Source organism: Photorhabdus sp. RM96S (assembly GCF_042879335.1).
GTDB classification, from domain to species: Bacteria; Pseudomonadota; Gammaproteobacteria; order Enterobacterales; family Enterobacteriaceae; genus Photorhabdus; species Photorhabdus kayaii.
The window spans coordinates 1-21,482 of record NZ_JBHFKT010000040.1; the positions used below are offsets into that span (position 1 = coordinate 1).

Below are 21,482 nucleotides of genomic sequence, written 5' to 3' on the forward strand. Positions count from 1 at the left end.
AGCGGGATCTGGCGAACCGATAGCCTGCCTGACAAACAGTACTTCTTTGCTCAGGGGGCGATGTCTTTTGATGTTCCAGGTACAAAACCGGGCACAACCCTCTGGCATCTGGTACGGGAAGCGGCAAGTATGTGGGAATAACAGATTATCCACCGACTCATAACTTACGGAGAAAATGATGGAAACTGTAGATTACTTTGCCCAACTGAGATCGCAACTGACCTCTTTTCTTTTTCTCAATGGCGATGGGCTGACCGTTTCTCGTCTTGGGATTTCTATCACCTTGTTTTTTAAACAAGGCTATACCCCGGAGAAAAAACAGCGCATTCTGGCCTGCTACCGGCGCTTTCGCGAAGAGTTTAATACGAGAAACGGAAAATATAGCGGAGTAAATAATGCGCAGTGTAGTGGAAAGTAAAAAAATTATCCTTAAAGGTGATACCACAACAACCGGAGGCGAGGTTTTAAAGGGTTCCGATTTGGTAAACCAACAACTATCGGTTGCCTGTCAAGGTGATCCGGTGTTTTGTCCCGCCTGTAAACAAACCGGCGCGATTGCGGAAGGTTCTAACTTGTTTAATATACAAGGAATACCTGTCGCGCTGGAGGGACACCTTGTTAATTGTGGTTGCCCGCCCGGCGCTTGTCGATTAAAGGTACGGTCATAAATATCAAATTCTAAAACTCTTAATTAAAATATCTATAAAACCAGAGTAGGTTTTAAACCGGGATTAAAAGTTATTTTTTTAACGTATGATTTTAATCGGTATCTGGTTTTAACCGTTTTTTATCTTTTGGCTATATGCTTTTTGCGAAATTTAAACATTATAATATATCGTGGTTTTACGTTTAAACGAACGTTAATCATATCCGATTTATTTTGACTGACATTGTTTTATAGATATTGTTTTGTCAATACTGTTTTACCAACATTGCTTTACTGGAAATTCTGCGAGTTTTTATAAATCAATCACCTTTTATCTTTCCTTTATAAATCACTAATCAATAGCTTGATAGTATAAAAACACCGTTAATGTTTTTTAGGATAACGCCTTTTTTAGCATTTAAATCCTGCTAAATTAATCGTTTTATCTCTTCTTTATCGCATTTTTTATTGATTTTTTCGTAAAACGATGGTGAGAAAACATTTGAGCGTTAATCTATTCTATTAATGTTATTTTACGTGATTATGTCTTTTCAACTCTCGGTTGATGGTTAGTGAATTTCGACTAAATGTCATTAATCATGCTCCTGAAAACTTTAATTTTCTTGATGAAATCAGTCTGTTGAATGAAGTATTTAACCTCTCCCTGTTTGTCTTTTTAAATAGTCATAGCTGGTTAGGCAAATGTAAAATAAGTGGAGTGTAGTATTACCGATTTACCGATAAGTGGATTAAACATAGCAGGGAATAGGTTGTTTTTAGTCACTCTATACCTTTTAAAAAGCTGACATTAATAGGCTACCTATTTTTTAATCCTTAGTTGATTAATAACCGGTAAAATGGAAATATACCCGTCATCTTTCAAGCTGCCTCTTTGTTGGCTGCACTCACTCACCCCGGTCACATAGTTATCTATGCTCCCGGGGATTCGTTCCCTTGCCGTCGCGATGCAACTTGAAATCCATAGGGTATATAAGTAAAAAATAATATTAAAAATATGATAAACTTGAGCTGTGGTTTTCACTCTTAGAGGCTGTTTTTTAATTGGAAATCTGCTTGATAAGTGATTTTTATTGATTAATTGTAGTAGGTTTAATGGTTTAATGGTTTAATGGTTTAATGGTTTAATGGTTTAATGGTTTAATGGTTTAATGGTTTAATGGTTTAATGGTTTAATGGTTTAATGGTTTTTACATTTACTGAACCGTATTTAACGTTCTTATTTTCATTAAACTGATATTTAGGCTTTCTGTTTTCTGTTTTCTGTTTTCTGTTTTCTGTTTTCTGTTTTCTGTTTTCTCCTTTTTCTGTATTTTATCTTTTAGGTTTAAAACCAATGAGGGTGGCAGAACTGCTAACGGTATTAAGATTAACGCCCATCTCTTTAATCATTTTTAATGTTGCTAAACATTCTTGCTTTTCTGGGGTTAATCTAAAAGCCGCTCGGTTTTCTACAATTATAGTCTCTGATTTTTCGTAAACTTGTTGCAGTCAGGCAAAATCTTTTATTTAAGAAGATTGGTTTAATGCGGTTAATACTGTTAAATGTTTTGATAAGATATATTCTTGTTATTGGGTTAACACTATCATTTTTTCCACCTTGTTTAATCAATTTAAAACCTGTTTTTTCTGATGTTTTCTCTTCCAATGTCAGCATGACATCGGACTTTTTACCCGCTTTTAAAAATCCTTAATCAATTCTTTTTACTTTTGATGATTAAAGTTTTTACCTGTTTTTTCGTGGTTAGCTTGGTCTCTTTTCCCACTTTTAAAACCACTACATTCTCCGCATGATAAATAAACCGCAATTTTGGGTAGATTTTTCTGACACCCGGTGTGAATGGAAGGCATCAGTTGTCGTAGAAATGTCGTCATGAAGGAACCGCGTTTGGAATGGGAACCTCAATCTTAGCTGATAAAGGAGAGCTTTTGCGGTACCTTCTTTACGGAGGGAACGTCACCCAAGGTTTTGCAGGGTATTCTCTAACGCCTGATGCAGTAATTCACGGTCGTGGCGATAGGGAACATCCTGTGCTTCGAGTATTTGCTGAGTAATAATCCGGTCGTTAAGCTCGCTGATATTTGTGCACGGGCCAACGATTACCGCATCAATTATCCGGCTGCCAATTTTGTTTTCCATTATTTCCAGCTTATCTTTCAGTGTCAGTTCGGCGGCCGCGGCACTGAGTTCTTTGCCAAGGTTACCGATATAAATCATATTGGCGTTGCTACGACGCAGGGCTTGGGTTAAATCTTCAAGCAGAAGCAATGGCATCAGACTGGTGAAGAAGCTGCCAGGGCCGATAATAATCAGATCTGCTTGAGTGATAGCATCCAATGCCTCTTTTGTTGCGGTCGCAGGCGGATAAAGCATCAACTCCTGAGGAATACAATTCAATTGATCAACATTAACTTCGCCATAAATGGTGTTGCCTTGATCATCTATCGCCATCAGGTCAACGGGCTGCTCAGACATTGGAATAAGATGAGCATTAACTTTCAACAAACTGCGGATTAAATTAATTGCCTCAAGGGGTCTGACACTTAAATGATCTAACGCCTTAAGCATCAGATTCCCCAAGTTATGCCCCGCCAGTTCGCCATTGCCACTGAAACGGTATTCGAACATTGCTGACGCGACGCTGGGTTCGGTAATAAGCTGATTTAAACAATTGCGGGTATCACCCCAGGCAATACCGCCTTCTGAACGCCGGATCCTGCCGGTTGAGCCGCCATTATCTGTCGTGGTGACAATGCCTGTTAGGCGAGAGCCTAGTGATGAAAGAGAGGACATAACGCGGCCAAGGCCATGACCTCCGCCTAAGGCAACTACCCGATCTAAATCGGCTAATGTGCGGTTTCGCATAGAATTCCTATTACTGACTGAGCATATATTCGCTGAATAATTTTAGCGTAATTTATTATAAAACACGATTAACTGAATAAACGTTATGATTGGGTGCAATGTCTTAACTGATCACAAATAGAAATTGTCTGTTATTTATTCTGAACAATGTGGTAATTCATTGTATATTCAATTATATAACGAAAGTGGGGATTCGCATTTTTCTTTGTTAAGCGCTAAAATCTATATCAATCAGAGAAGGTCGTTTTACATTAAATCATATACCCTATGGAATTAACCCCTAGCCTCTGTATCTAAGTCCCTTTTTACACAGCGATATGATGCTTTGGCCGTGACCACTGAGTTACCAGGATGTGAGGCAGAAATGCCCGCATCTCCCATGTTTGGAAAGGTGTTATAGTGGAACAACTCATAGATGCTTTTGCCCGCAAATTTTACTATTTGCGGCTATCAATCACCGATGTATGTAATTTTCGGTGCACTTATTGTTTGCCGGATGGTTATAAACCCCGTGGACATCACTCCTTTTTGACATTATCCGAAATTCGTCTTGTTGGCCGGGCGTTTGCCGATCTGGGTACAGAGAAAATCCGTTTGACGGGGGGCGAACCGACCATGCGCCGTGATTTCACCGATATTATTTCCGTCATACGTGAAAATAAGTTGATTAAAACCCTCGCAGTAACCACTAACGGTTATCGAATGGAACGAGATATTGCTAAGTGGAAAGAGGCGGGTTTAACCGCAGTGAATGTCAGTATGGATTCGCTTGATCCCCGCCAATTTCATGCGATTACCGGGCAGGACAAATTTTTTCAGGTGATGCGTGGTATTGATGCAGCATTCGCGGCGGGTTTTAGTAAAGTGAAAGTCAACGTGGTGCTGATGAAAAATGTTAACGATATCAGCCTGTCTGCTTTCCTGTACTGGATAAAAGATCGTCCGATTCAATTAAGATTCATCGAGTTGATGGAAACCGGTGACGGTGGTGACATGTTTCGTCAATACCATATTTCGGGGGAAATTATCCGGGAACGCCTGTTGCTCGATGGCTGGCATTTGCTTCAACGTTCACGCAGTGATGGCCCTGCACAGGTTTTTAACCATCCTGATTATCAGGGAGAAATTGGCCTAATTATGCCTTATGAGAAAGATTTTTGTCGGAGTTGTAATCGGTTACGTGTTTCTTCAATCGGTCATCTTCATTTATGCCTGTTTGGTGAACAAGGGATACCTTTGCGTGACTTATTGGCGAGTGAAAAACAACTCGATGATCTGAAATTGCGTATTCAGGATGGATTGCGGCATAAACGGGAAACCCATTTTCTTCATCAAGGTGACAGTGGTATCACCCCAAATCTTTCCGTTATCGGCGGTTAATTTACCGTCTGGATCTTGTTGTTTTTTCAGGAGCTGAGAATGTCTCAATTAACTCACATCAATTCTATCGGTGAAGCGCATATGGTTGATGTTTCTGCTAAAGCTGACACATCACGCGAGGCAAGGGCAGAAGCGTTTGTTGGAATGAGGCCGGAAACACTGGCAATGATTATTGAAGGTCGCCATCACAAAGGTGATGTATTTGCCACCGCGAGGATTGCGGGTATCCAAGCAGCCAAGCGCACATGGGAATTAATTCCGCTGTGTCATCCATTACTGCTAACTAAAGTAGAAGTCCAGTTGGAAGCTCAGACAAAATATAACCGGGTCAGAATTGAATCCTGTTGTCGTCTGACTGGGAAAACCGGTGTTGAAATGGAGGCCCTGACAGCGGCATCAGTTGCGGCTTTGACAATTTACGATATGTGTAAAGCGGTACAGAAAGATATGGTCATTGGGCCAGTTCGTTTACTGGAGAAGATAGGTGGTAAATTAGGTCATTTTAAGGTGGAGCAATGATTAAAGTACTGTTTTTTGCTCAGGTACGTGAGCTGGTAGGTACTGATTCACTGGATCTCGATAATCGTTACACAACCGTTGACGGTTTGAGGACGGCGCTAATATCAAAGGGAGAACGTTGGGCCTTGGCGTTGGAAGATGGAAAATTGTTGTCAGCGGTAAACCAATCTCTTGTTCATGGCGGGCACCGATTACAGGATGGCGATGAAGTGGCCTTTTTCCCGCCGGTGACTGGGGGATAATAAATGGAAAACACCCGCATTTTCGTTGGGCCGGAGAATTTCAAGGTAGGAGATGAATATCAATGGCTTGCTCAATGTGAGGAAGATGGTGCTATCGTCACTTTCACTGGCAAAGTCCGCAATCATAATTTGGGAGATAATGTTGGCGCGCTGAGATTGGAACATTATCCGGGAATGACGGAAAAAACGTTACAGCGTATTGTCACTGAAGCACGCAGTCGCTGGCCGTTGCAGCGAATCAGTGTTGTCCATCGGGTTGGTACACTGTATCCGGGTGATGAGATTGTGTTTGTGGGTGTGACCGGTGCTCATCGTCATATGGTTTTTGAAGCGGCTGAATTTATTATGGATTATTTGAAAACTCAAGCGCCTTTCTGGAAAAAAGAGTTTTTGCCTGATGGTGAACGTTGGGTTGAATCCCGTGAGAGCGATCAGGAAGCCGCGAAACGTTGGTGATGAAAATATTGGCTAAATTCTGTGAAACGCTTCGAAAAAGGATTGAATAAAAAGATTGCTATATGAGTAATTATTGAATAGTTAATTGTTTTGTTTATATTCTATGATAATGTATAAAACTTGAGTGGGTTGTTGGTACTGAACAACCTAGGTCTTTAATATCGTTATAAAAGGTAAGCTTCATGGATCGATATCCTCGCTCTAATGGCTCGATAATCCAGCAAGCTGGAACCGGCCTACAAACTTATATGGCCCAGGTTTATGGTTGGATGACTTGTGGTCTGTTATTAACTGCATTTGTGGCTTGGTATGTGTCACAAAATCAGGATCTTGTTGTATATATTTTCTCAAATTCAATACTATTCTATGGGTTGATTATTGCTCAGTTTGGGTTGGTTTTCGTCCTCTCTGGCATGATTAACCGCATAGGAGCTTCGTTAGCCACAGGGTTGTTTATGCTCTATTCAGCGCTGACTGGCTTAACGCTTTCCAGTATTTTTGTTGTATATACTACCGGCTCCATTGCTAGCACTTTTGTCGTGACGGCGGGGATGTTTGGTGCGTTGAGTTTTTACGGCTATACCACCAAACGTAGCCTGAGTGGCCTTGGTAGCTTCTTGTTTATGGGGTTGATCGGCATCATTTTGGCTTCTCTGATTAACCTCTGGTTAAAGAGTGAAGCGTTGATGTGGGCGGTAACCTACATTGGTGTCGTTATCTTTGCGGGCTTAACCGCTTACGACACTCAGAAGCTGAAAGAGATGGGTGCAGATCTGGATGTGAATGACAAAGAGAATTTGCGTAAATTCTCGATTGTCGGCGCACTGACGCTGTATCTAGACTTTATCAACATGTTCTTGATGTTATTGCGTATTTTTGGCGATCGTCGCTAAATTTACTGATTGGCTTCTGAGAAAAGCCCTGCATCGTTAAGCATAGCTAAAATGCAGGGTCATTCTTGTTAAGCAATTTTCCGTCGAAATAACCAATAGGCAAGATTACCGGTTGTGGCAGTAATGACCAAAAGAGGCCACAAACTTCTCCAGATAACCGTGAAATCGGCATCTTTGAGATAAATTTGCTTAGTGATGTCGTTAAAGTGCCAGATAGGATTAATCCAGGTGATGTCTTGTAACCATCCGAACATATTTTCAACCGGAGAAATATAACCGGAGATTAAGATAGCGGGCATGATAAAGACAAATACGCCAATAAACGCCTGTTGCTGAGTGTAGCAAAGGGCAGAGATTAACAGGCCAAATCCCACCAGCGATAAACTGTAGATCAGCATAGCGCAGTAAAACAGCGCTAGTGAACCAGAAAAGGGAATTTGATAGCAGAATATGCCAATGGCAAGCACTAAAGTGGCCTGAAAGGTAGCGACAATCACCGCCGGAACGGCTTTGCCAATGAAAATCTGCCAGGTGGTCATGGGTGAAACGAGTAATTGATCCAGTGTTCCTTGTTCCCTTTCGCGCACAATTGACAGTGCCGTGACCGTCAATATTCCAACCGTAGTAATCAGTGCCACTAAAGAGGGCACGACAAACCATTTATAATCCAAGTTAGGGTTATACCAGTTGCGGATCACCAACTCGCTATTATTGGCTTTCGGCAGATTACCCATCAGTTCCTGTTGATAGTTAAGGACAATTTCTTGGATATAGCCCGCTGCAATTTGAGCGCTGTTAGAATTGCGTCCATCCAGTAATACTTGGAGGGAAACCGGTTCATGACTGGCAATTTTAGCACTGAAATCTTGTGGGAAACGTACCAGTAATAGGGCCTTTTGGTGATCGATTACCGGTTGTATTTCTTGTGAATGATTCAGCAATAGCACATCAGGAAATGCTTTTGATTTTGCCAGCCGTTGGGTGAGCTCAATAGAGGCTTTGCCTTTGTCTTCATCAAAAATAGCAATAGTTGCATTAGTCACATCAAGGGTTGCTGATAAAGGAAATAAGATCATCTGGAAGATAACCGGCATAACTAAGATAGCCCGTGTTTGCGGATCTCTGAGTAGAGATTGCAATTCTTTAATAATCAGGGTGTAAAGACGATAAAACATGCTAATTCCTTCTTAATCCAGACGCCGCTGGGTTTTCCATGCTGTCAGGCCAATAAACACAATAGCGGAGGCGATCAGTAATAATAGATTTATCACCAGTACCGTACTGATATTTCCAGCCAGAAAGAGAGTATGCAAACTACTGACAAAATAACGAGCCGGGATGAAATAGGTCACTACCTGAATAAAGGCAGGCATGCTATTTATTTCAAAGATGAAGCCGGAAAGCATAATCGCAGGCAGAAAAGCGACATTCAGCGCTATCATTGCGGCATTAAATTGGTTGCGTGTCACCGTAGAGATCAAAAGCCCGATACCAAGGGTCGTAGCCAGGTAGAGGCTAGTGATTACAGACAATATCCATAACGAGCCTCTGTAGGGGACATCCAGCACAAATACTGCCACCAGCATACAGAGCATCATAGAGAATGATCCAAGCACTTGATAAGGCAAGAGTTTAGAAAGCAGTAATTCGGTGCGGGTAATTTGAGTAGAAAGCAGAGCTTCCATCGTACCGCGTTCCCATTCACGGGCAACCACCAATGATGTCAGAATGGCGCCAACCACGGTGATGATAATGGTTATTGCGCCGGGAATGATGAAATGCTGGCTAATTGTTGCCGGATTGAACCAATAACGAACCTGAATATCAATTAACGGATTGACAGCGTTCCCCTGATCTTGTCCTCTTTGTTGTAGCCAAATCTGCCACACTCCTTTAGCATAACTTTGTACAAAACTTGCTGTATTGGGTTCACTGCCGTCAGTAATGACTTGAATTTGTGCTTTACCATCAGGACGGGCAAGTTGCGCATCGAAATTAACAGGAATGACAATCAGTCCACGTATTTCTCCTGATTGCATCATATTAATTAATTGCTGACGATTATCGCTGATTTTGGGTTCAATATAGGGAGAACCGGCAAAAGCCTGTATTAATTCACGAGCATCTTCACTTTGTTGTTCTACCAGAATACCAACACGGACTGTACTGGCGTCGAGATTAATACCGTAACCAAAGATAAACAGCAGAATCAATGGAATGGCAATAGAAATTAATCCGCTGGTGGGATCACGTAAGATCTGTTTTGTCTCTTTTACACAAAGTGCTTTCAATCGCCACCAAGAGAAGCGGACAGCTTGCTGTGGAGCATGTTGCTTTGGGCTACTCATTATTGTAGCTCCTCATCATAATTAACGACCAGATCAATAAATGCCTGTTCCATTGATGGGTCAGGGTTTTCATCAGTAGCAACCCATTGTTTCAAGTCATCAGGCGTTCCGGCGGCAATCAATTTACCTCGGAATACCAACCCTATTCGGTCACAATATTCTGCTTCATCCATAAAGTGGGTGGTCACCATAACGGTAACGCCTTTATCTACCATGCCGTTGATATGTAGCCAGAATTCCCGTCGTATCTGTGGATCAACCCCCGAAGTTGGCTCGTCCAGGAACAAAATATCTGGCTCATGCATCAGTGCGCAGGAAAGGGCAAGACGCTGCTTATATCCCAGAGGCAATTGGTCGGTGGTTTGATGTAAAACAGATTTGAGATTGAAAGCGTCGATCATGCCATCAATTTTTTCTTTTTGCTTGCGCCCTTGCAGGCCGTAAATGCCGGAAAAGAATTTCAGGTTCTGTTCAACTGTCAGGTTGCCATACAGAGAAAATTTCTGCGCCATATAACCTAAATGTTGGCGGGCTTTCCCGGAGCTGGTTTTCAGATCCATTCCCAATACCAGCGCCTTACCGCCAGTCGGCACCGTGAGCCCGCACATCATTTTAAACGTGGTGGATTTACCGGCACCGTTCGGGCCAAGCAGACCAAAGATTTCTCCACGTTTCACCTGAAAATCAACATGGTCAGTGGCAGCAAAATCGCCAAATTTTTTGGTTAAATCCTGCGCTTCAATGACTGTTTCTGTCGGGTTAGCAGCAATCCGTGGCATGATCTTTGCTAGTTCAGAATGGCGGGTGGAACCGCCACCGAGTAAATCGATAAAAGCATCTTCAAAGCGGGGAGCGGCTTTAACGATTTCAGCATCAGGTTGCTTAAGCTGGCTAAGTAATTCTTGCGGTGAGGCATCAGGTTTGAGAATAAGACGAACAGATTTCCCCTGAATCACACCATCTGTGACTTGTGGCAAGGTAAGAGCATGTTGCAACATTTTTCTACGGGAATCTTGTTTGGCACCAAGCAGAAAAGAACGCCCGGACATCTTTTGGGTCAGTTTTTGTGGTTGTCCACTGTAGAGCAGTTTTCCTTGATTAAGTAGCAGGACATCACGACACCGCTCAGCTTCATCCAGATAAGAAGTACTCCAGAGGATTAACATCCCATCATCTGCCAGTTCGTGAACCATCCGCCAGAGTTCGCGGCGGGCTATCGGGTCAACTCCAACGCCGGGTTCGTCCAGCAGCAGAACTTTGGGTTTGCCAAGCAGAGTACAGGCAAGCCCCAGCTTTTGCTTCATGCCGCCTGAAAGTTTGCCCGCCAGTCGCCCGGTAAAACGGGTCAGATCAGTAAACGTAAGTAGTTGTTCATAGATTTTTTTACGCTCGTCACCCAGCAAGCCACGCAGATCTGCATACAGATTCAGGTTTTCTAATACGGTTAAATCTTCATACAGGCCAAATTTCTGTGGCATATAGCCCAGTTCAAAGCGCACTTGTACGCCATCTTTTATCGGATCAAGCCCCATTATTTCAATAGAACCGCTATCGGGTTTCAGTAAACCCGCTAGCATGCGTATCAGTGTCGTTTTTCCTGCTCCATCCGGGCCTACAAGCCCAGTAATGGAGCCACCGTAGATCTCTGCGGTCAGGCTGGATACCGCAGGATTATTCAGGCCGGGAAAAGTTTTTTCGACTTTTTCTAACCTTATCGTATATGCGGAGCTGCTCATGACAGCCCCTTATTTATCTGAATCGGAAAAATGCAGAGTAACTGGCATACCTTGGCGCAGGGCATCATCCGGGTCGGTGACAATAATGCGCAACCGATAGACTAGATCAGTACGTAGATCGGGGGTCTCTACATTCTTTGGTGTAAATTCGGCGGTGGGTGAAACAAAGCCAATTTTGCCGTGATAAGGTTTATCTTTGCGGCTGTCGGTATAAAGTAAAATTTCACGCCCTGGCGTTGCCTGTCCGAGATGGCTTTCAGCGATATAGGCTCTTACCCAAACCGGATCAGTCAGAGAAAGGGTAAACACCGTATTGCCGGCTGACAGCATAGTGCCTGGTTCAATGGCGCGGGTCAGGATAGTACCGGATGAGGGGGAAGTCAGTTGAGTATCTTGTAAGTCCAATTCAGCCTGAGCAACAGCCGCTTCGGCTTGAGCAAGCTGGCCTTTAGCTTCTGCAATTTCTTCTTTACGATAACCGGTTTCGAACTGGTTCAGTTTATCTTTAGCGGCTTGTAAAGCCGCTAATGCTTGATTGTGATTCGTTTTAGCATCATCTAATTCGTTAGCCGAAATAACTTTGCTTTGCCACAAACCTTGCTGGCGTTTGAAGAAACTATTAGCGAAATGCCAGGCAGCCTCGCGTTGTGCCACTTCCGAACGGACTTGGGCAATTTCTTCCGTGCGATAACCCTCTTCCATCATGGCTAAACGTGCTTTAGTGCTATCACGAGTGGCTTTTGCTTTATTGAGGGCGTTAGTAAATGGCCCATTATCCAGTTGGCCGATGACTTGATTGGCCGCAATGGTGTCGCCTTCATCAACTTGTAGACTAGCGAGTTTACCACCAACCCGGAAACTAAGATTAACAGTACGTATATCTACATTGCCATAGAGGGTCAAAGTTTTATCACTTTTACCTTGATAATAGTAACTGCCTAAAATGGCACTAAGAATAATTGCGGTCACCAATATTGCCAGAGTGAGTTTTTTGTTGTACATGATATTCCCTGTTATTTTATTTATTCAGATTATGTTTTTTCAGCCCATTCAGTAATAAATCGATATGCTGGATAAGGATCTGATCAATCAATTTATATTCTTCGGGCCCGATATTATTCCAGCCTGTCTGACGTAATAACGTTTCCCTCGCCATGCGGAAAGTGAGAACTTCTCCCATTAAAGCATGAGTGTGTAGCATGGTAGAAAGCTGATGTTCATCGGCATCGATATAGCTGGCAATCAGTTTATTTAATCTGCTGTGAAGAGGTACAAGTGCTTGCTTATGGATTAGGGTATAAGCATCCGTTGGTGCAAGTTGTTCTCTGGCCATTATCCGGCTGATATTAATACTCTCTTTTTCAATCATCAGGCGGTTAATGCCAAGGAATCCTTCATGAATCATCCTCAATATATTTTCTGCTGAGTACGGGGCTGATGATGAAAAAAAATCATCAATTTCCTTAAAAAGATGCGTGAACTCAGTCTTAATTGTGTCAGTAATATGCTGGGCAACTGCCTGATAAAGCCCCTCTTTAGAGCCAAAATAATAAGCTATGGCGGCAATGTTTTGTTGAGCATGTAATGCAATTTCCCTCGTCGTTGCACCGGTCAGTCCTGATTTACCGAAAATTTCAAGGGCTGCTTCGAGTAGCTGTTGTTTGGCTTGTTCGCCTCTGGCGGTTTGGGTGTTGTTGACTGACATCGACATGAATCCTGTTGCAAATAATCAAAAGACTTAAACAAAATATCAATCATTAGTTAACTCTATACTTATAGTAAATCAATGTAAATTGCATAAAAATGTTATGGATCATGAAAATTACCGGGTAAATAGCTATTGTTTTAGTTGCATCATCAGAAAGTATATCTGGTATAATAGCTAAAATATGGAGCATTGCAGTTGTGTTTTTTCCTTTGTGGTATTTACCACGTCTGATTTTCTTCCCATAAAACTGCCCCTGAATAGCGTTCAGGAATGGTGAAGTCTGGAGCATTTCTTATTTATGAATTTCAAATCACTTGGCTTAAGTGCTGATATTTTGCGTGCCGTTGAAGAACAGGGTTATTCAGCGCCGACACCAATCCAACAACAGGCAATTCCTGTTGTATTAGCAGGTAAAGATTTATTAGCGAGTGCTCAAACAGGCACAGGTAAAACCGCAGGTTTTACCTTACCCATGCTGCACCGGTTAAATGATTCCCCTATTCAGATGAAAGGGCGCCGGCCAGTCAGAGCATTAATCCTGACTCCAACTCGTGAATTGGCTGCTCAAGTGGGTGAAAATGTCCGCGACTACAGTAAATACCTCAGACTGCGCTCTCTGGTTGTTTTTGGCGGTGTCAGTATTAACCCTCAGATGATGAAATTGCGTGGGGGTGTGGATATTTTAGTCGCAACACCGGGGCGGTTACTGGATCTTGAACATCAAAATGCGGTTGATTTATCCCGGGTAGAAATTTTGGTATTGGATGAAGCTGACCGGATGCTGGATATGGGGTTTATTCATGATATTCGTCGAGTGCTGAATAAATTACCACCGAAACGGCAAAATTTACTGTTTTCCGCGACTTTCTCTGACGATATCAAAAGCTTAGCCAGTAAGTTATTGCGTGATCCCGTCAGTGTTGAAGTTGCACGTCGTAACTCTGCTTCTGAACAGATTGAACAGCTTGTTCACTTTGTCGATAAAAAGCGTAAAGGTGAGCTGCTCTCTTTCTTGATCGGCAGCCGTAACTGGCAGCAAGTTCTGGTATTTACCCGAACCAAACATGGCGCGAACCGTTTGGCAGAACAGTTAAATAAAGATGGTGTAACGGCTTCGGCTATTCATGGTAATAAAAGTCAGGGGGCGAGAACCCGTGCACTGGCTGATTTTAAAGATGGCCGGATCAGAGTGCTGGTAGCGACAGATATTGCGGCCCGTGGTCTGGACATTGATCAACTGCCTTATGTGGTGAATTTTGAATTGCCTAATGTCGCTGAAGATTATGTCCACCGTATTGGTCGTACTGGCCGAGCAGATGCAACAGGGCAGGCACTTTCTCTAGTCTGTGTTGATGAGCATAAGCTGTTGAAAGATATTGAGCGTTTGTTAAAACGGGAGATTCCCCGTATGGCAATTCCCGGTTATGAGCCAGATCCAACGATCAAGGCTGAACCTATCCAAAACGGTCGTCAGGCACGTGGCGATAATCGGCAGAAAAATAGCCATCGCCGTTCTGGGGCGCCTTCGCGTCAGCGTAGCAGCAGTCATGATGTATCCCATAAATCGCCTAACGTCAGAGGTTAATCGATGCGGGTTTTACTGGCTCCGATGGAAGGTGTGCTGGACTCTTTGGTTAGGGAACTTCTGAGTGAAATCAATGAGTACGATTTGTGCATTACGGAATTTTTACGGGTTGTCGATAGCCTGTTGCCGGTAAAATCTTTTTATCGACTTTGTCCTGAATTACGTAACCAAAGCCGGACACCATCCGGCACATTGGTACGGATTCAGCTTTTGGGTCAATATCCACAGTGGCTGGCGGAAAATGCGGCACGAGCGATTGAATTAGGATCCTATGGGGTTGATTTAAATTGCGGTTGCCCGTCAAAAACGGTCAATGGTAGCGGTGGCGGAGCAACGTTGCTAAAAGATCCTGAACTGATTTATCAGGGAGCGAAAGCGATACGTGAAGCGGTACCTGCTCATTTGCCTGTGACGGTTAAGGTTCGCTTGGGTTGGGATAGCGGTGATCGGCAATTTGAAATTGCCGATGCGGTACAACAGGCGGGTGCGACGGAAATGACAGTTCATGGGCGAACCAAAGAGGATGGTTACCGAGCGGAGCGTATTAACTGGCAAGCGATTGGTGAAATTCGTCAACGTCTCTCTATTCCGGTTATCGCTAACGGTGAAATTTGGGATTGGCAAAGTGCGCAGAATTGCCAGAGTGTGACAGGCTGCGATGCGGTCATGATTGGGCGGGGTGCGCTTCACGTTCCTAATTTGAGCCGAGTGGTAAAATATAACGAACCAAAAATGTGCTGGCAGGACGTTGTTCAACTATTGCAAAAATATATCCGGTTGGAAAAGCAGGGTGATACCGGGCAATATCATGTTGCTCGGATTAAACAGTGGCTTGGTTATTTGCGTAAAGAATATGAAGAAGCGACAATGCTGTTTGAGGCGATAAGAAAGTTAAAGACATCTGCTGATATAACGCATGTAATTTCTTTGGTGTGACAGATGATTAAGAGCAACTTAAAACCTATTTCCATTAGGGCTATTATTTTATTTTGCTCTTCTTTGTTATGAAGAATGAACTTGGGAAGTGCTTAGACAAAAGCATGCCCATGAACATGTAAGACCGTTACTCTTTTTGAGAATTATTTTTATTCCACTCGTCGCGAGTTATTTCCCATGTTTCCGAGGGCATTTTTCCGCTAACAAAGTCTCTATTTTCTAATCTTATTAATCGCATACCACTTTTAATTGATATTTTCTTTGAGGCAATATTGTCGCTGGATTTAGGTGCTCTGAGTACGTTTCGATTTAGGGTATTAAACCAAAAATCGGTAACTACTTGGACCTCTTCGGTCATAAATCCGTTTCCATGCCATTGTGGATCTAGCCAGAAACCTCTATTATTATTTTCTTAATCATATAGTGATATCATTCCTATTATTATTGATGGCTCATCCTTCTTTCTTATAGTCCAAAACCATGCATTTCCTTTTGCCATTGATGGTAGGGCGATATTATTTATATATTTCATAGCACCATCATCTGGGTAGGGCCACGGGGTATTTGCTGTCAGATAGCGAACAATTTCCCACTGAGGAAAGATATTTTGAATTTGTATATAATCCTTACTTTCTAAAGGATGTAATATTAATCTTCTGGTTTCTAGCTTCTTGGGTTCCATTTTGGTTTCCTTTTGTGATGCTTTATTTTACAAAAAATCAGATGATAATGAATTTTACTACCACGACGTGATATCTTTGTCAAAATAATTTTAATTGATGTGATAATGGTTATTATGAATGATTTTGGCAGAGGGATGATTCATTAGTAATGTTGAAGATTATGAAGTTATAAAATGGAACCTTTAATCAAGGTTCCATTTGGTTTAAATTAAAGCAAGAGGTAATACGATAAAACTATCGGATATTATCTTCATCTTGAATAATAGATGAGAAAAGTTCTCTAATATTGCGAGATTGACCATCGTTAATGACAACAATATCATAACCAGTTGGTGGATTAGCACGATCATTAACTACAATAAAACTCATGCCGTACTCTTTTGGATAAGCATCAATATGCTGAAGTACGATTTTTTCAATTAAACCTGTAGAAGGTTTTAAATCAGGTGCGGTAAAAGGTAAATCTGGCGTAATTTGAGTGTAATTCTTATCCTTCACGACTGAAATAAAACCGTTAACGATTAAAGTTGATATTGGATAAAGAGCTTTAATCTCTTCTAATCCTTTTACACTCCAGGCTAGGGTAACGATATCTTTACGATTATGGACCCGGAGAAAATGACTTTCATAGCTAGATAGTAATGTTCCATTAAAAACAGATTCACTATAGGATACAAAAACGTCGTTACCGGCAGTTGGGGCAGCAAAGGAGGAAACATGAATACGAATATTATTATTTCCTTTATCAATATAACGTCTCTTTAAATACAGGCCAAGCGTCGAGGCCATCACACCGCCTAAACTGTGCCCTGTAAGAGTAATATTATGTACGCCTTCTTCCAGAGCAATTTTATCAATTACCTCAATCAATGATTTTCCATAACCAGCAGGGTTATTGCTTTTAATTTGATTGATAATATAGTTTAAAGTTATATGAGTTCCCTTTGAAATTTTAGCATCTTTGGGGGCTTTTGGATCCCAAATTGACCAGTCTACAGTTGTGCCTACATTGAAATTCTCATCAAACCAGTTAACAGCGGACCATGAACCACGAATAACGATTCGATAATCGTTTGGATTGTTGAGATCTTTGACAATGAATAAAACGTGATCATCTTTTTTATCGGTAACGCTTGTTTTATTATTAACACTCCCGACACGAAAAACAGCAGGTCCCCAAATGATAGAGAATCTATTTGCTGTCGCTTTACTACTTGCTAATGATTTTTGAATATTTTCTGAAACGATAGCCGGTTCTGGTTGATAGGTTATTATACTCCCTGAGTTAATAATAAAGCCTAACGCGAGATTTATTTTTTGATCTTCAAGAGAAATTGTCATTTTTGTTTCCAATTTTTAATATAATGAATGCTGATCTGATGTGTTAGCGTAAACATCAATACTTTGGGTTTTTATTTAAACAACAGAATCAAAGTTAATAATAATCTTTAAATCTGTTAAATGAGAGTATATAATTTTTTGAAGTTATTTTATTTAACAAAATAAATTATCTATTATGAACTTTAAAATAAGCGATAAAAATTACACCATGCTTTTATAAGGTTAGATTAGCTATTTAGAGTGATAATTGTGATATCTATTATCTATGGAAAATAATTTATACCCTATGGATTTCAAGATGCATCGCGACGGCAAGGGAGTGAATCCCCGGGAGCATAGCAAACTATGCGACCGGGGTGAGCGAGTGCAGCCAACAAAGAGGCGACTTGAAAGATGACGGGTATATATTGGTATCTACAAAAATGAGTGATAGTAAATGGCTGTAATTAGTGATAGATAAGAAAAATAATTTATTTGCGCTATTTAATTATCATTTGTTGAAATGAATGGAACCTTTAATAAAGGCTCCACTTATATTATACATAATAAGATTATGTAATATTGATTTTATCTTTGGTTAGAAATTTGAAGAGATCGACAATACTTTCGGATAGGCTATCATTAACTACAACAATATCGTAATCAGTCGGTATATTTGAATTATCATCAATGGTGATAAAACTCATATCATACTCTTTGGCATAGGCATGAATATGTTGATTGCCAATATTAACCAGTAAATCATCAAACAACACTATTGGTGATATTGGAATCTGTGAATGAATAGGGAAATCTGGGAAAATTTGAGTATAATTCTTATTAAAGACAGAGAGGATAAGAGCATTAATTGTTACAGTTAACACTGGATAGATAGCTTTAACTTCCTCCAAACCTTTTATATGCCAGGCTAGGGGAACCACATCCATGCTATTATGAATTCTGAGAAAATTACTTTTATAACCGGCTACTGATATGTCATTGAAAATAGATTCAGAGTAGGATGCGAAAACATCGTTACCAGCAGTTGGTCCTGCAAAAGCACAAACATTAATCCGAATATTATTATTTCCTTTATCAAGATATCGTCTCTTTATATATAAGCCAATGGTAGAAGATAGTACACCTCCCAAACTGTGTCCTGTAATAGTAATGTTTTGTATTCCTTCTTTTAAGGCGATTTTATCAATCGCATCAGTGAGAGATTCTCCATAACCCGGAGAATTATTGCTTTTCATTTGATTAATAATATAGCCTAATGCCATGTCGGTTCCATAGGCTATCTTAGCATTTTCAGGTGATCTTGAATCCCATCGTGCCCAATCTTGAGTTTCACAGACAATAATATCTTCATTAAGCCAGTTAATATCGGACCATGATCCCCGAATAACAACGCGATAGTCATTTGGATCATGGCGATTTTGCACAATGAATAAAACATGATCGTCTTTTTTATCTATAACGCTTTTTTTCCTACCAACGTCACCAACACGAAACACCGCGGGTCCCCAAATGATAGTGAATTTATTTGCTGTTGCTTTACTGCTTTCCAATGATTTTTGGATATTTTCCGAAACAATGCCCGGTTCTGGTTTGCTAGTTTTTATACCTCCAGAGTTAATAATGAAGCTTAGAGCAAGATTTGTTTTTTGAACTTCACGAGAAATAGTCATTTTTACTCCCTATTTGTTCATGTAGTAAGTATTAATGCGAGCTATCTGTTTATACCCGTCATCTTTCAAGTTGCCTCTTTGTTGGCTGCACTCGCTCACCCCGGTCGCATAGTTTGCTATGCTCCCGGGGATTCACTCCCTTGCCGTCGCGATGCATCTTGAAATCAATAGGGTATAAATATCAAGATTTAATTCTTTTACTCTTCCTATATTGGATAAAACATAATTTAACTTAAAGTTAATAATAACTTTTAAATCTGTCAAATATATATGTGGATTTTTTATTTTATGCTAGAATATAAATTATTTATTTTTAAATTAAAAGTAAATGTTTTAAATTATATATTGAATAATTGCGGTTAAATATTATTGCTATCCTTTAGGATTATCTCCATTATTCAATGTTGGTAATAGGTAAATAACTTTTTAATTATCTCTGTGAATAGTATTATTTGGAATGATTGTAAATCATTGATATTTTAATCATATATGGCGGTTATTTTATTATTATATTTAAGTCAATTTTGTTTAATGGAGCTTTTATAATAAAAGCTCCATTGATTTTAGATAAAATAGAGAAAAAGTGTAATCGATTTATGCAATGTCAATGTTATCCTCAGGCAGAGGTATCGATAAGAAATAAGCGACAATATCTTGAGATAGATTACTATTAATAACCACAATATCATCAATAGGTGGTTGAGTGCCGTCATTAACTTCCACTAAATTCATGCCATATTGATTGGCATAGGATTTAATATGTTGGAAAACAACTTGTTTATTGAGGTCCAGTTCTGCAATAGGTGCTGTAAAAGGTAAATCTGGCGTGAGTTTAGTGTAACCCTTATCTTGTACGAGAAGAACAATCTTTTTAAATCTGTTAATTAATTTCTCATCTAATTTAATTAATGGTTCATAGATAGTTGGAATTTTTTCTAATCCATCCAGGTTCCAGATGAGGGAAATAACATCTTTACGATTATATATCCTTAAAAAGTGGCTTTTATAGTGGGTTGTTGAGGTGCCATTAAAAACAGATTTAATATAAGATGAAAAAATATCATTACCGGTATTTGGGTTGGCAAAAGAGCAAACATGAATACGAATATTATTATTCCCTTTATTAAGGTATAAGCGTTTTAAATACAATCCAAGGGTAGAGGCGAGAATACCACCCAAACTGTGCCCGGTGATGGTAATATTATGTATACCTTTTTCCGAAGCAATTTTATTAATTGCCTCAATGAGTGATTCTCCATAACCAGGAATATTGTTGCTTTTTACTTGATTAACAATATAGTTTAATGCTACATGGGTTCCATAAGAGATCTTAGCATCTTTAAATTCTTCAGGGATATTTTGATCCCAAAGTGACCAGTTTACTGTTTCATGTACAGCAAAATTTTCAACTTGCCAGTTAACATCAGACCATGATCCTCGGATAACGATGCGATAATCATGGGGAATATTGCGATTTTTTACAATGAATAAAACGTGGTCGTCCTTATTATCCTTGGTGTTTTTTCCGTTATCAACGCGAAAAATGGCAGGCCCCCAAATAATAGAAAATCTGTTGGCTGTCACTCTGCTCTTTTCCAATGATGTTTGAATATCTTCTGCAACCTTAGTCGGCTCTGGTTTTTCAGTTATTATACTTCCTGCACCACTGATAAAGCTGAGTGCGAGATTTATTCTTTGATCTTTAAGCGAAATAGTCATTTTTACTCTCCATTTTTATAATATAAATTTTGATATTATGCTCTGGTAAAAGTATCAATATTCAACTTTTTATAACCCATTGCATAGGGGTATTTTATTTTTATTTCTTTGTGGTAAAACGTGGAATAGGGTAATATTCCAGATAAAAATCAATGGGTTTTATACCCTATGGATTTCAAGATGCATCGCGACGGCAAGGGAGTGAATCCCCGGGAGCATAGCAAACTATGTGACCGGGGTGAGCGAGTGCAGCCAACAAAGAGGCAACTTGAAAGATGACGGGTATAAACCCATCTTAGTGCTGGTCTCCTTATGTATTTCCTCTAAAGATAATCCCTATTGGAATAATATCTTAATCTTATTTCTAAATAAAAAACAGAGTTGAATTTTAAGTTGATAATAATAATATTTAAATTTGAAAATATGTTGGTTTGATTATTTCATATAACTATGATTGATAAATAATAATCTTTATTGAGAAATGAATAGATAGGGTTATGAAATATAACGATATGGAACTTATTTGATTGGATGCTATTTGATTACTGAAAAATATATCTATACCCTATGGATTTCAAGATGGATCGCGACGGCAAGGGAGCGAATCCCTGGGAGCATAGATAACTATGTGACCGGGGTGAGTGAGTGCAGCCAACAAAGAGGCAATTTGAAAGATGACGGGTATATTTGTTTATATTAAATAATTAAAGGGCATAAAGTGAATATGCCCTATGGT

General features: G+C 40.3%; 20 protein-coding genes, 2 pseudogenes and 1 riboswitch. Of the genes and pseudogenes, 11 read left to right on the forward strand and 11 right to left on the reverse strand.

The window, feature by feature from the left end:
• Positions 1–178: 178 nt before the first annotated feature.
• Both ACGF49_RS19600 and ACGF49_RS19605 read left to right on the forward strand, forming a co-directional pair.
• Positions 179–367, forward strand: a pseudogene (locus ACGF49_RS19600) (hypothetical protein); the annotation flags it as partial.
• 28 nt (positions 368–395) lie between these two features.
• Entirely contained in the window at positions 396–668 is a 273-nt protein-coding gene (locus ACGF49_RS19605) for a PAAR domain-containing protein (RefSeq protein ID WP_113042152.1), read from the forward strand.
• 798 nt (positions 669–1,466) lie between these two features.
• Here ACGF49_RS19605 and ACGF49_RS19610 read toward each other — a convergent pair.
• Positions 1,467–1,688, reverse strand: a complete 222-nt coding sequence (locus ACGF49_RS19610; RefSeq protein WP_146748087.1) for a hypothetical protein — start codon at positions 1,686–1,688, stop codon at positions 1,467–1,469.
• 933 nt (positions 1,689–2,621) lie between these two features.
• Entirely contained in the window at positions 2,622–3,530 is a 909-nt protein-coding gene (gene yvcK, locus ACGF49_RS19615; protein WP_112876155.1) for a uridine diphosphate-N-acetylglucosamine-binding protein YvcK, read from the reverse strand.
• A gap of 265 nt (positions 3,531–3,795) precedes the next feature.
• A riboswitch (molybdenum cofactor riboswitch) is annotated at positions 3,796–3,940 on the forward strand.
• Between yvcK and moaA the strand changes: the two genes are divergently transcribed.
• The 5 genes from moaA to ACGF49_RS19640 all read left to right on the forward strand — a co-directional run bounded on the left by moaA (position 3,930) and on the right by ACGF49_RS19640 (position 7,020).
• A complete protein-coding gene (gene moaA, locus ACGF49_RS19620; protein WP_113042155.1) occupies positions 3,930–4,910 on the forward strand; it encodes a GTP 3',8-cyclase MoaA in 981 nt (326 codons plus the stop codon). It overlaps the preceding riboswitch by 11 nt.
• Positions 4,911–4,949: 39 nt before the next feature.
• On the forward strand, positions 4,950–5,429 hold the full coding sequence (moaC, locus tag ACGF49_RS19625; protein WP_113042156.1) for a cyclic pyranopterin monophosphate synthase MoaC: 480 nt from the start codon (positions 4,950–4,952) through the stop codon (positions 5,427–5,429).
• A complete protein-coding gene (moaD, locus tag ACGF49_RS19630; protein WP_112894872.1) occupies positions 5,426–5,671 on the forward strand; it encodes a molybdopterin synthase sulfur carrier subunit in 246 nt (81 codons plus the stop codon). Before moaC ends, moaD begins: the two co-directional genes overlap by 4 nt.
• Positions 5,672–5,674: 3 nt before the next feature.
• Positions 5,675–6,127, forward strand: a complete 453-nt coding sequence (gene moaE / locus ACGF49_RS19635) for a molybdopterin synthase catalytic subunit MoaE (RefSeq protein WP_113042157.1) — start codon at positions 5,675–5,677, stop codon at positions 6,125–6,127.
• 182 nt (positions 6,128–6,309) lie between these two features.
• Complete coding sequence (locus ACGF49_RS19640; RefSeq protein WP_113042158.1) at positions 6,310–7,020, forward strand: Bax inhibitor-1/YccA family protein; 711 nt, start codon at positions 6,310–6,312, stop codon at positions 7,018–7,020.
• 68 nt (positions 7,021–7,088) lie between these two features.
• Here the strand turns inward: ACGF49_RS19640 and ACGF49_RS19645 are convergent, their stop codons facing one another.
• From ACGF49_RS19645 to cecR, 5 genes are read right to left on the reverse strand one after another with little or no spacing between them, the layout of a single operon-like run.
• Positions 7,089–8,195 carry an ABC transporter permease gene (locus tag ACGF49_RS19645; RefSeq protein ID WP_262978487.1) on the reverse strand — a complete coding sequence of 369 codons (1,107 nt, stop codon included), beginning with the start codon at positions 8,193–8,195 and terminating at the stop codon, positions 7,089–7,091.
• Between the two features lie 12 nt (positions 8,196–8,207).
• Entirely contained in the window at positions 8,208–9,368 is a 1,161-nt protein-coding gene (locus tag ACGF49_RS19650) for an ABC transporter permease (RefSeq protein ID WP_113042160.1), read from the reverse strand.
• Positions 9,368–11,104, reverse strand: a complete 1,737-nt coding sequence (locus ACGF49_RS19655) for an ATP-binding cassette domain-containing protein (protein WP_262978488.1) — start codon at positions 11,102–11,104, stop codon at positions 9,368–9,370. The genes ACGF49_RS19650 and ACGF49_RS19655 overlap by 1 nt, the downstream gene beginning before the upstream one ends.
• Positions 11,105–11,113: 9 nt before the next feature.
• Complete coding sequence (gene hlyD / locus ACGF49_RS19660; RefSeq protein WP_011145810.1) at positions 11,114–12,106, reverse strand: secretion protein HlyD; 993 nt, start codon at positions 12,104–12,106, stop codon at positions 11,114–11,116.
• Between the two features lie 16 nt (positions 12,107–12,122).
• The gene (gene cecR / locus ACGF49_RS19665) at positions 12,123–12,809 is read right to left on the reverse strand and encodes a transcriptional regulator CecR (protein WP_041380007.1); all 687 of its coding nucleotides are present in this window, start codon (positions 12,807–12,809) and stop codon (positions 12,123–12,125) included.
• Between the two features lie 301 nt (positions 12,810–13,110).
• On the opposite strand from cecR, the gene rhlE reads away from it, so the two are divergent.
• Together rhlE and dusC are read left to right on the forward strand one after the other, a co-directional pair.
• Positions 13,111–14,397 carry an ATP-dependent RNA helicase RhlE gene (rhlE, locus tag ACGF49_RS19670; protein ID WP_262978489.1) on the forward strand — a complete coding sequence of 429 codons (1,287 nt, stop codon included), beginning with the start codon at positions 13,111–13,113 and terminating at the stop codon, positions 14,395–14,397.
• Positions 14,398–14,400: 3 nt separating this feature from the next.
• Positions 14,401–15,333, forward strand: a complete 933-nt coding sequence (gene dusC, locus ACGF49_RS19675; RefSeq protein ID WP_262978490.1) for a tRNA dihydrouridine(16) synthase DusC — start codon at positions 14,401–14,403, stop codon at positions 15,331–15,333.
• A 127-nt stretch (positions 15,334–15,460) separates the two neighbouring features.
• On the opposite strand, the pseudogene ACGF49_RS19680 reads toward dusC, so the two are convergent.
• The 4 genes and pseudogenes from ACGF49_RS19680 to ACGF49_RS19695 all read right to left on the reverse strand — a co-directional run bounded on the left by ACGF49_RS19680 (position 15,461) and on the right by ACGF49_RS19695 (position 20,746).
• Positions 15,461–16,015 (reverse strand): annotated as a pseudogene (locus tag ACGF49_RS19680) (GNAT family N-acetyltransferase).
• A gap of 235 nt (positions 16,016–16,250) precedes the next feature.
• On the reverse strand, positions 16,251–17,357 hold the full coding sequence (locus ACGF49_RS19685; protein WP_262978491.1) for a lipase family protein: 1,107 nt from the start codon (positions 17,355–17,357) through the stop codon (positions 16,251–16,253).
• Positions 17,358–17,908: 551 nt separating this feature from the next.
• On the reverse strand, positions 17,909–19,027 hold the full coding sequence (locus ACGF49_RS19690; RefSeq protein ID WP_113042168.1) for a lipase family protein: 1,119 nt from the start codon (positions 19,025–19,027) through the stop codon (positions 17,909–17,911).
• 594 nt (positions 19,028–19,621) lie between these two features.
• The gene (locus tag ACGF49_RS19695) at positions 19,622–20,746 is read right to left on the reverse strand and encodes a lipase family protein (protein WP_262978492.1); all 1,125 of its coding nucleotides are present in this window, start codon (positions 20,744–20,746) and stop codon (positions 19,622–19,624) included.
• 229 nt (positions 20,747–20,975) lie between these two features.
• Here ACGF49_RS19695 and ACGF49_RS19700 point away from each other — a divergent pair, with 229 nt between their 5' ends.
• Both ACGF49_RS19700 and ACGF49_RS19705 read left to right on the forward strand, forming a co-directional pair.
• Entirely contained in the window at positions 20,976–21,131 is a 156-nt protein-coding gene (locus ACGF49_RS19700) for a hypothetical protein (protein WP_158536549.1), read from the forward strand.
• Positions 21,132–21,284: 153 nt separating this feature from the next.
• Positions 21,285–21,446, forward strand: a complete 162-nt coding sequence (locus tag ACGF49_RS19705; RefSeq protein WP_158536550.1) for a hypothetical protein — start codon at positions 21,285–21,287, stop codon at positions 21,444–21,446.
• Positions 21,447–21,482: the final 36 nt, after the last annotated feature.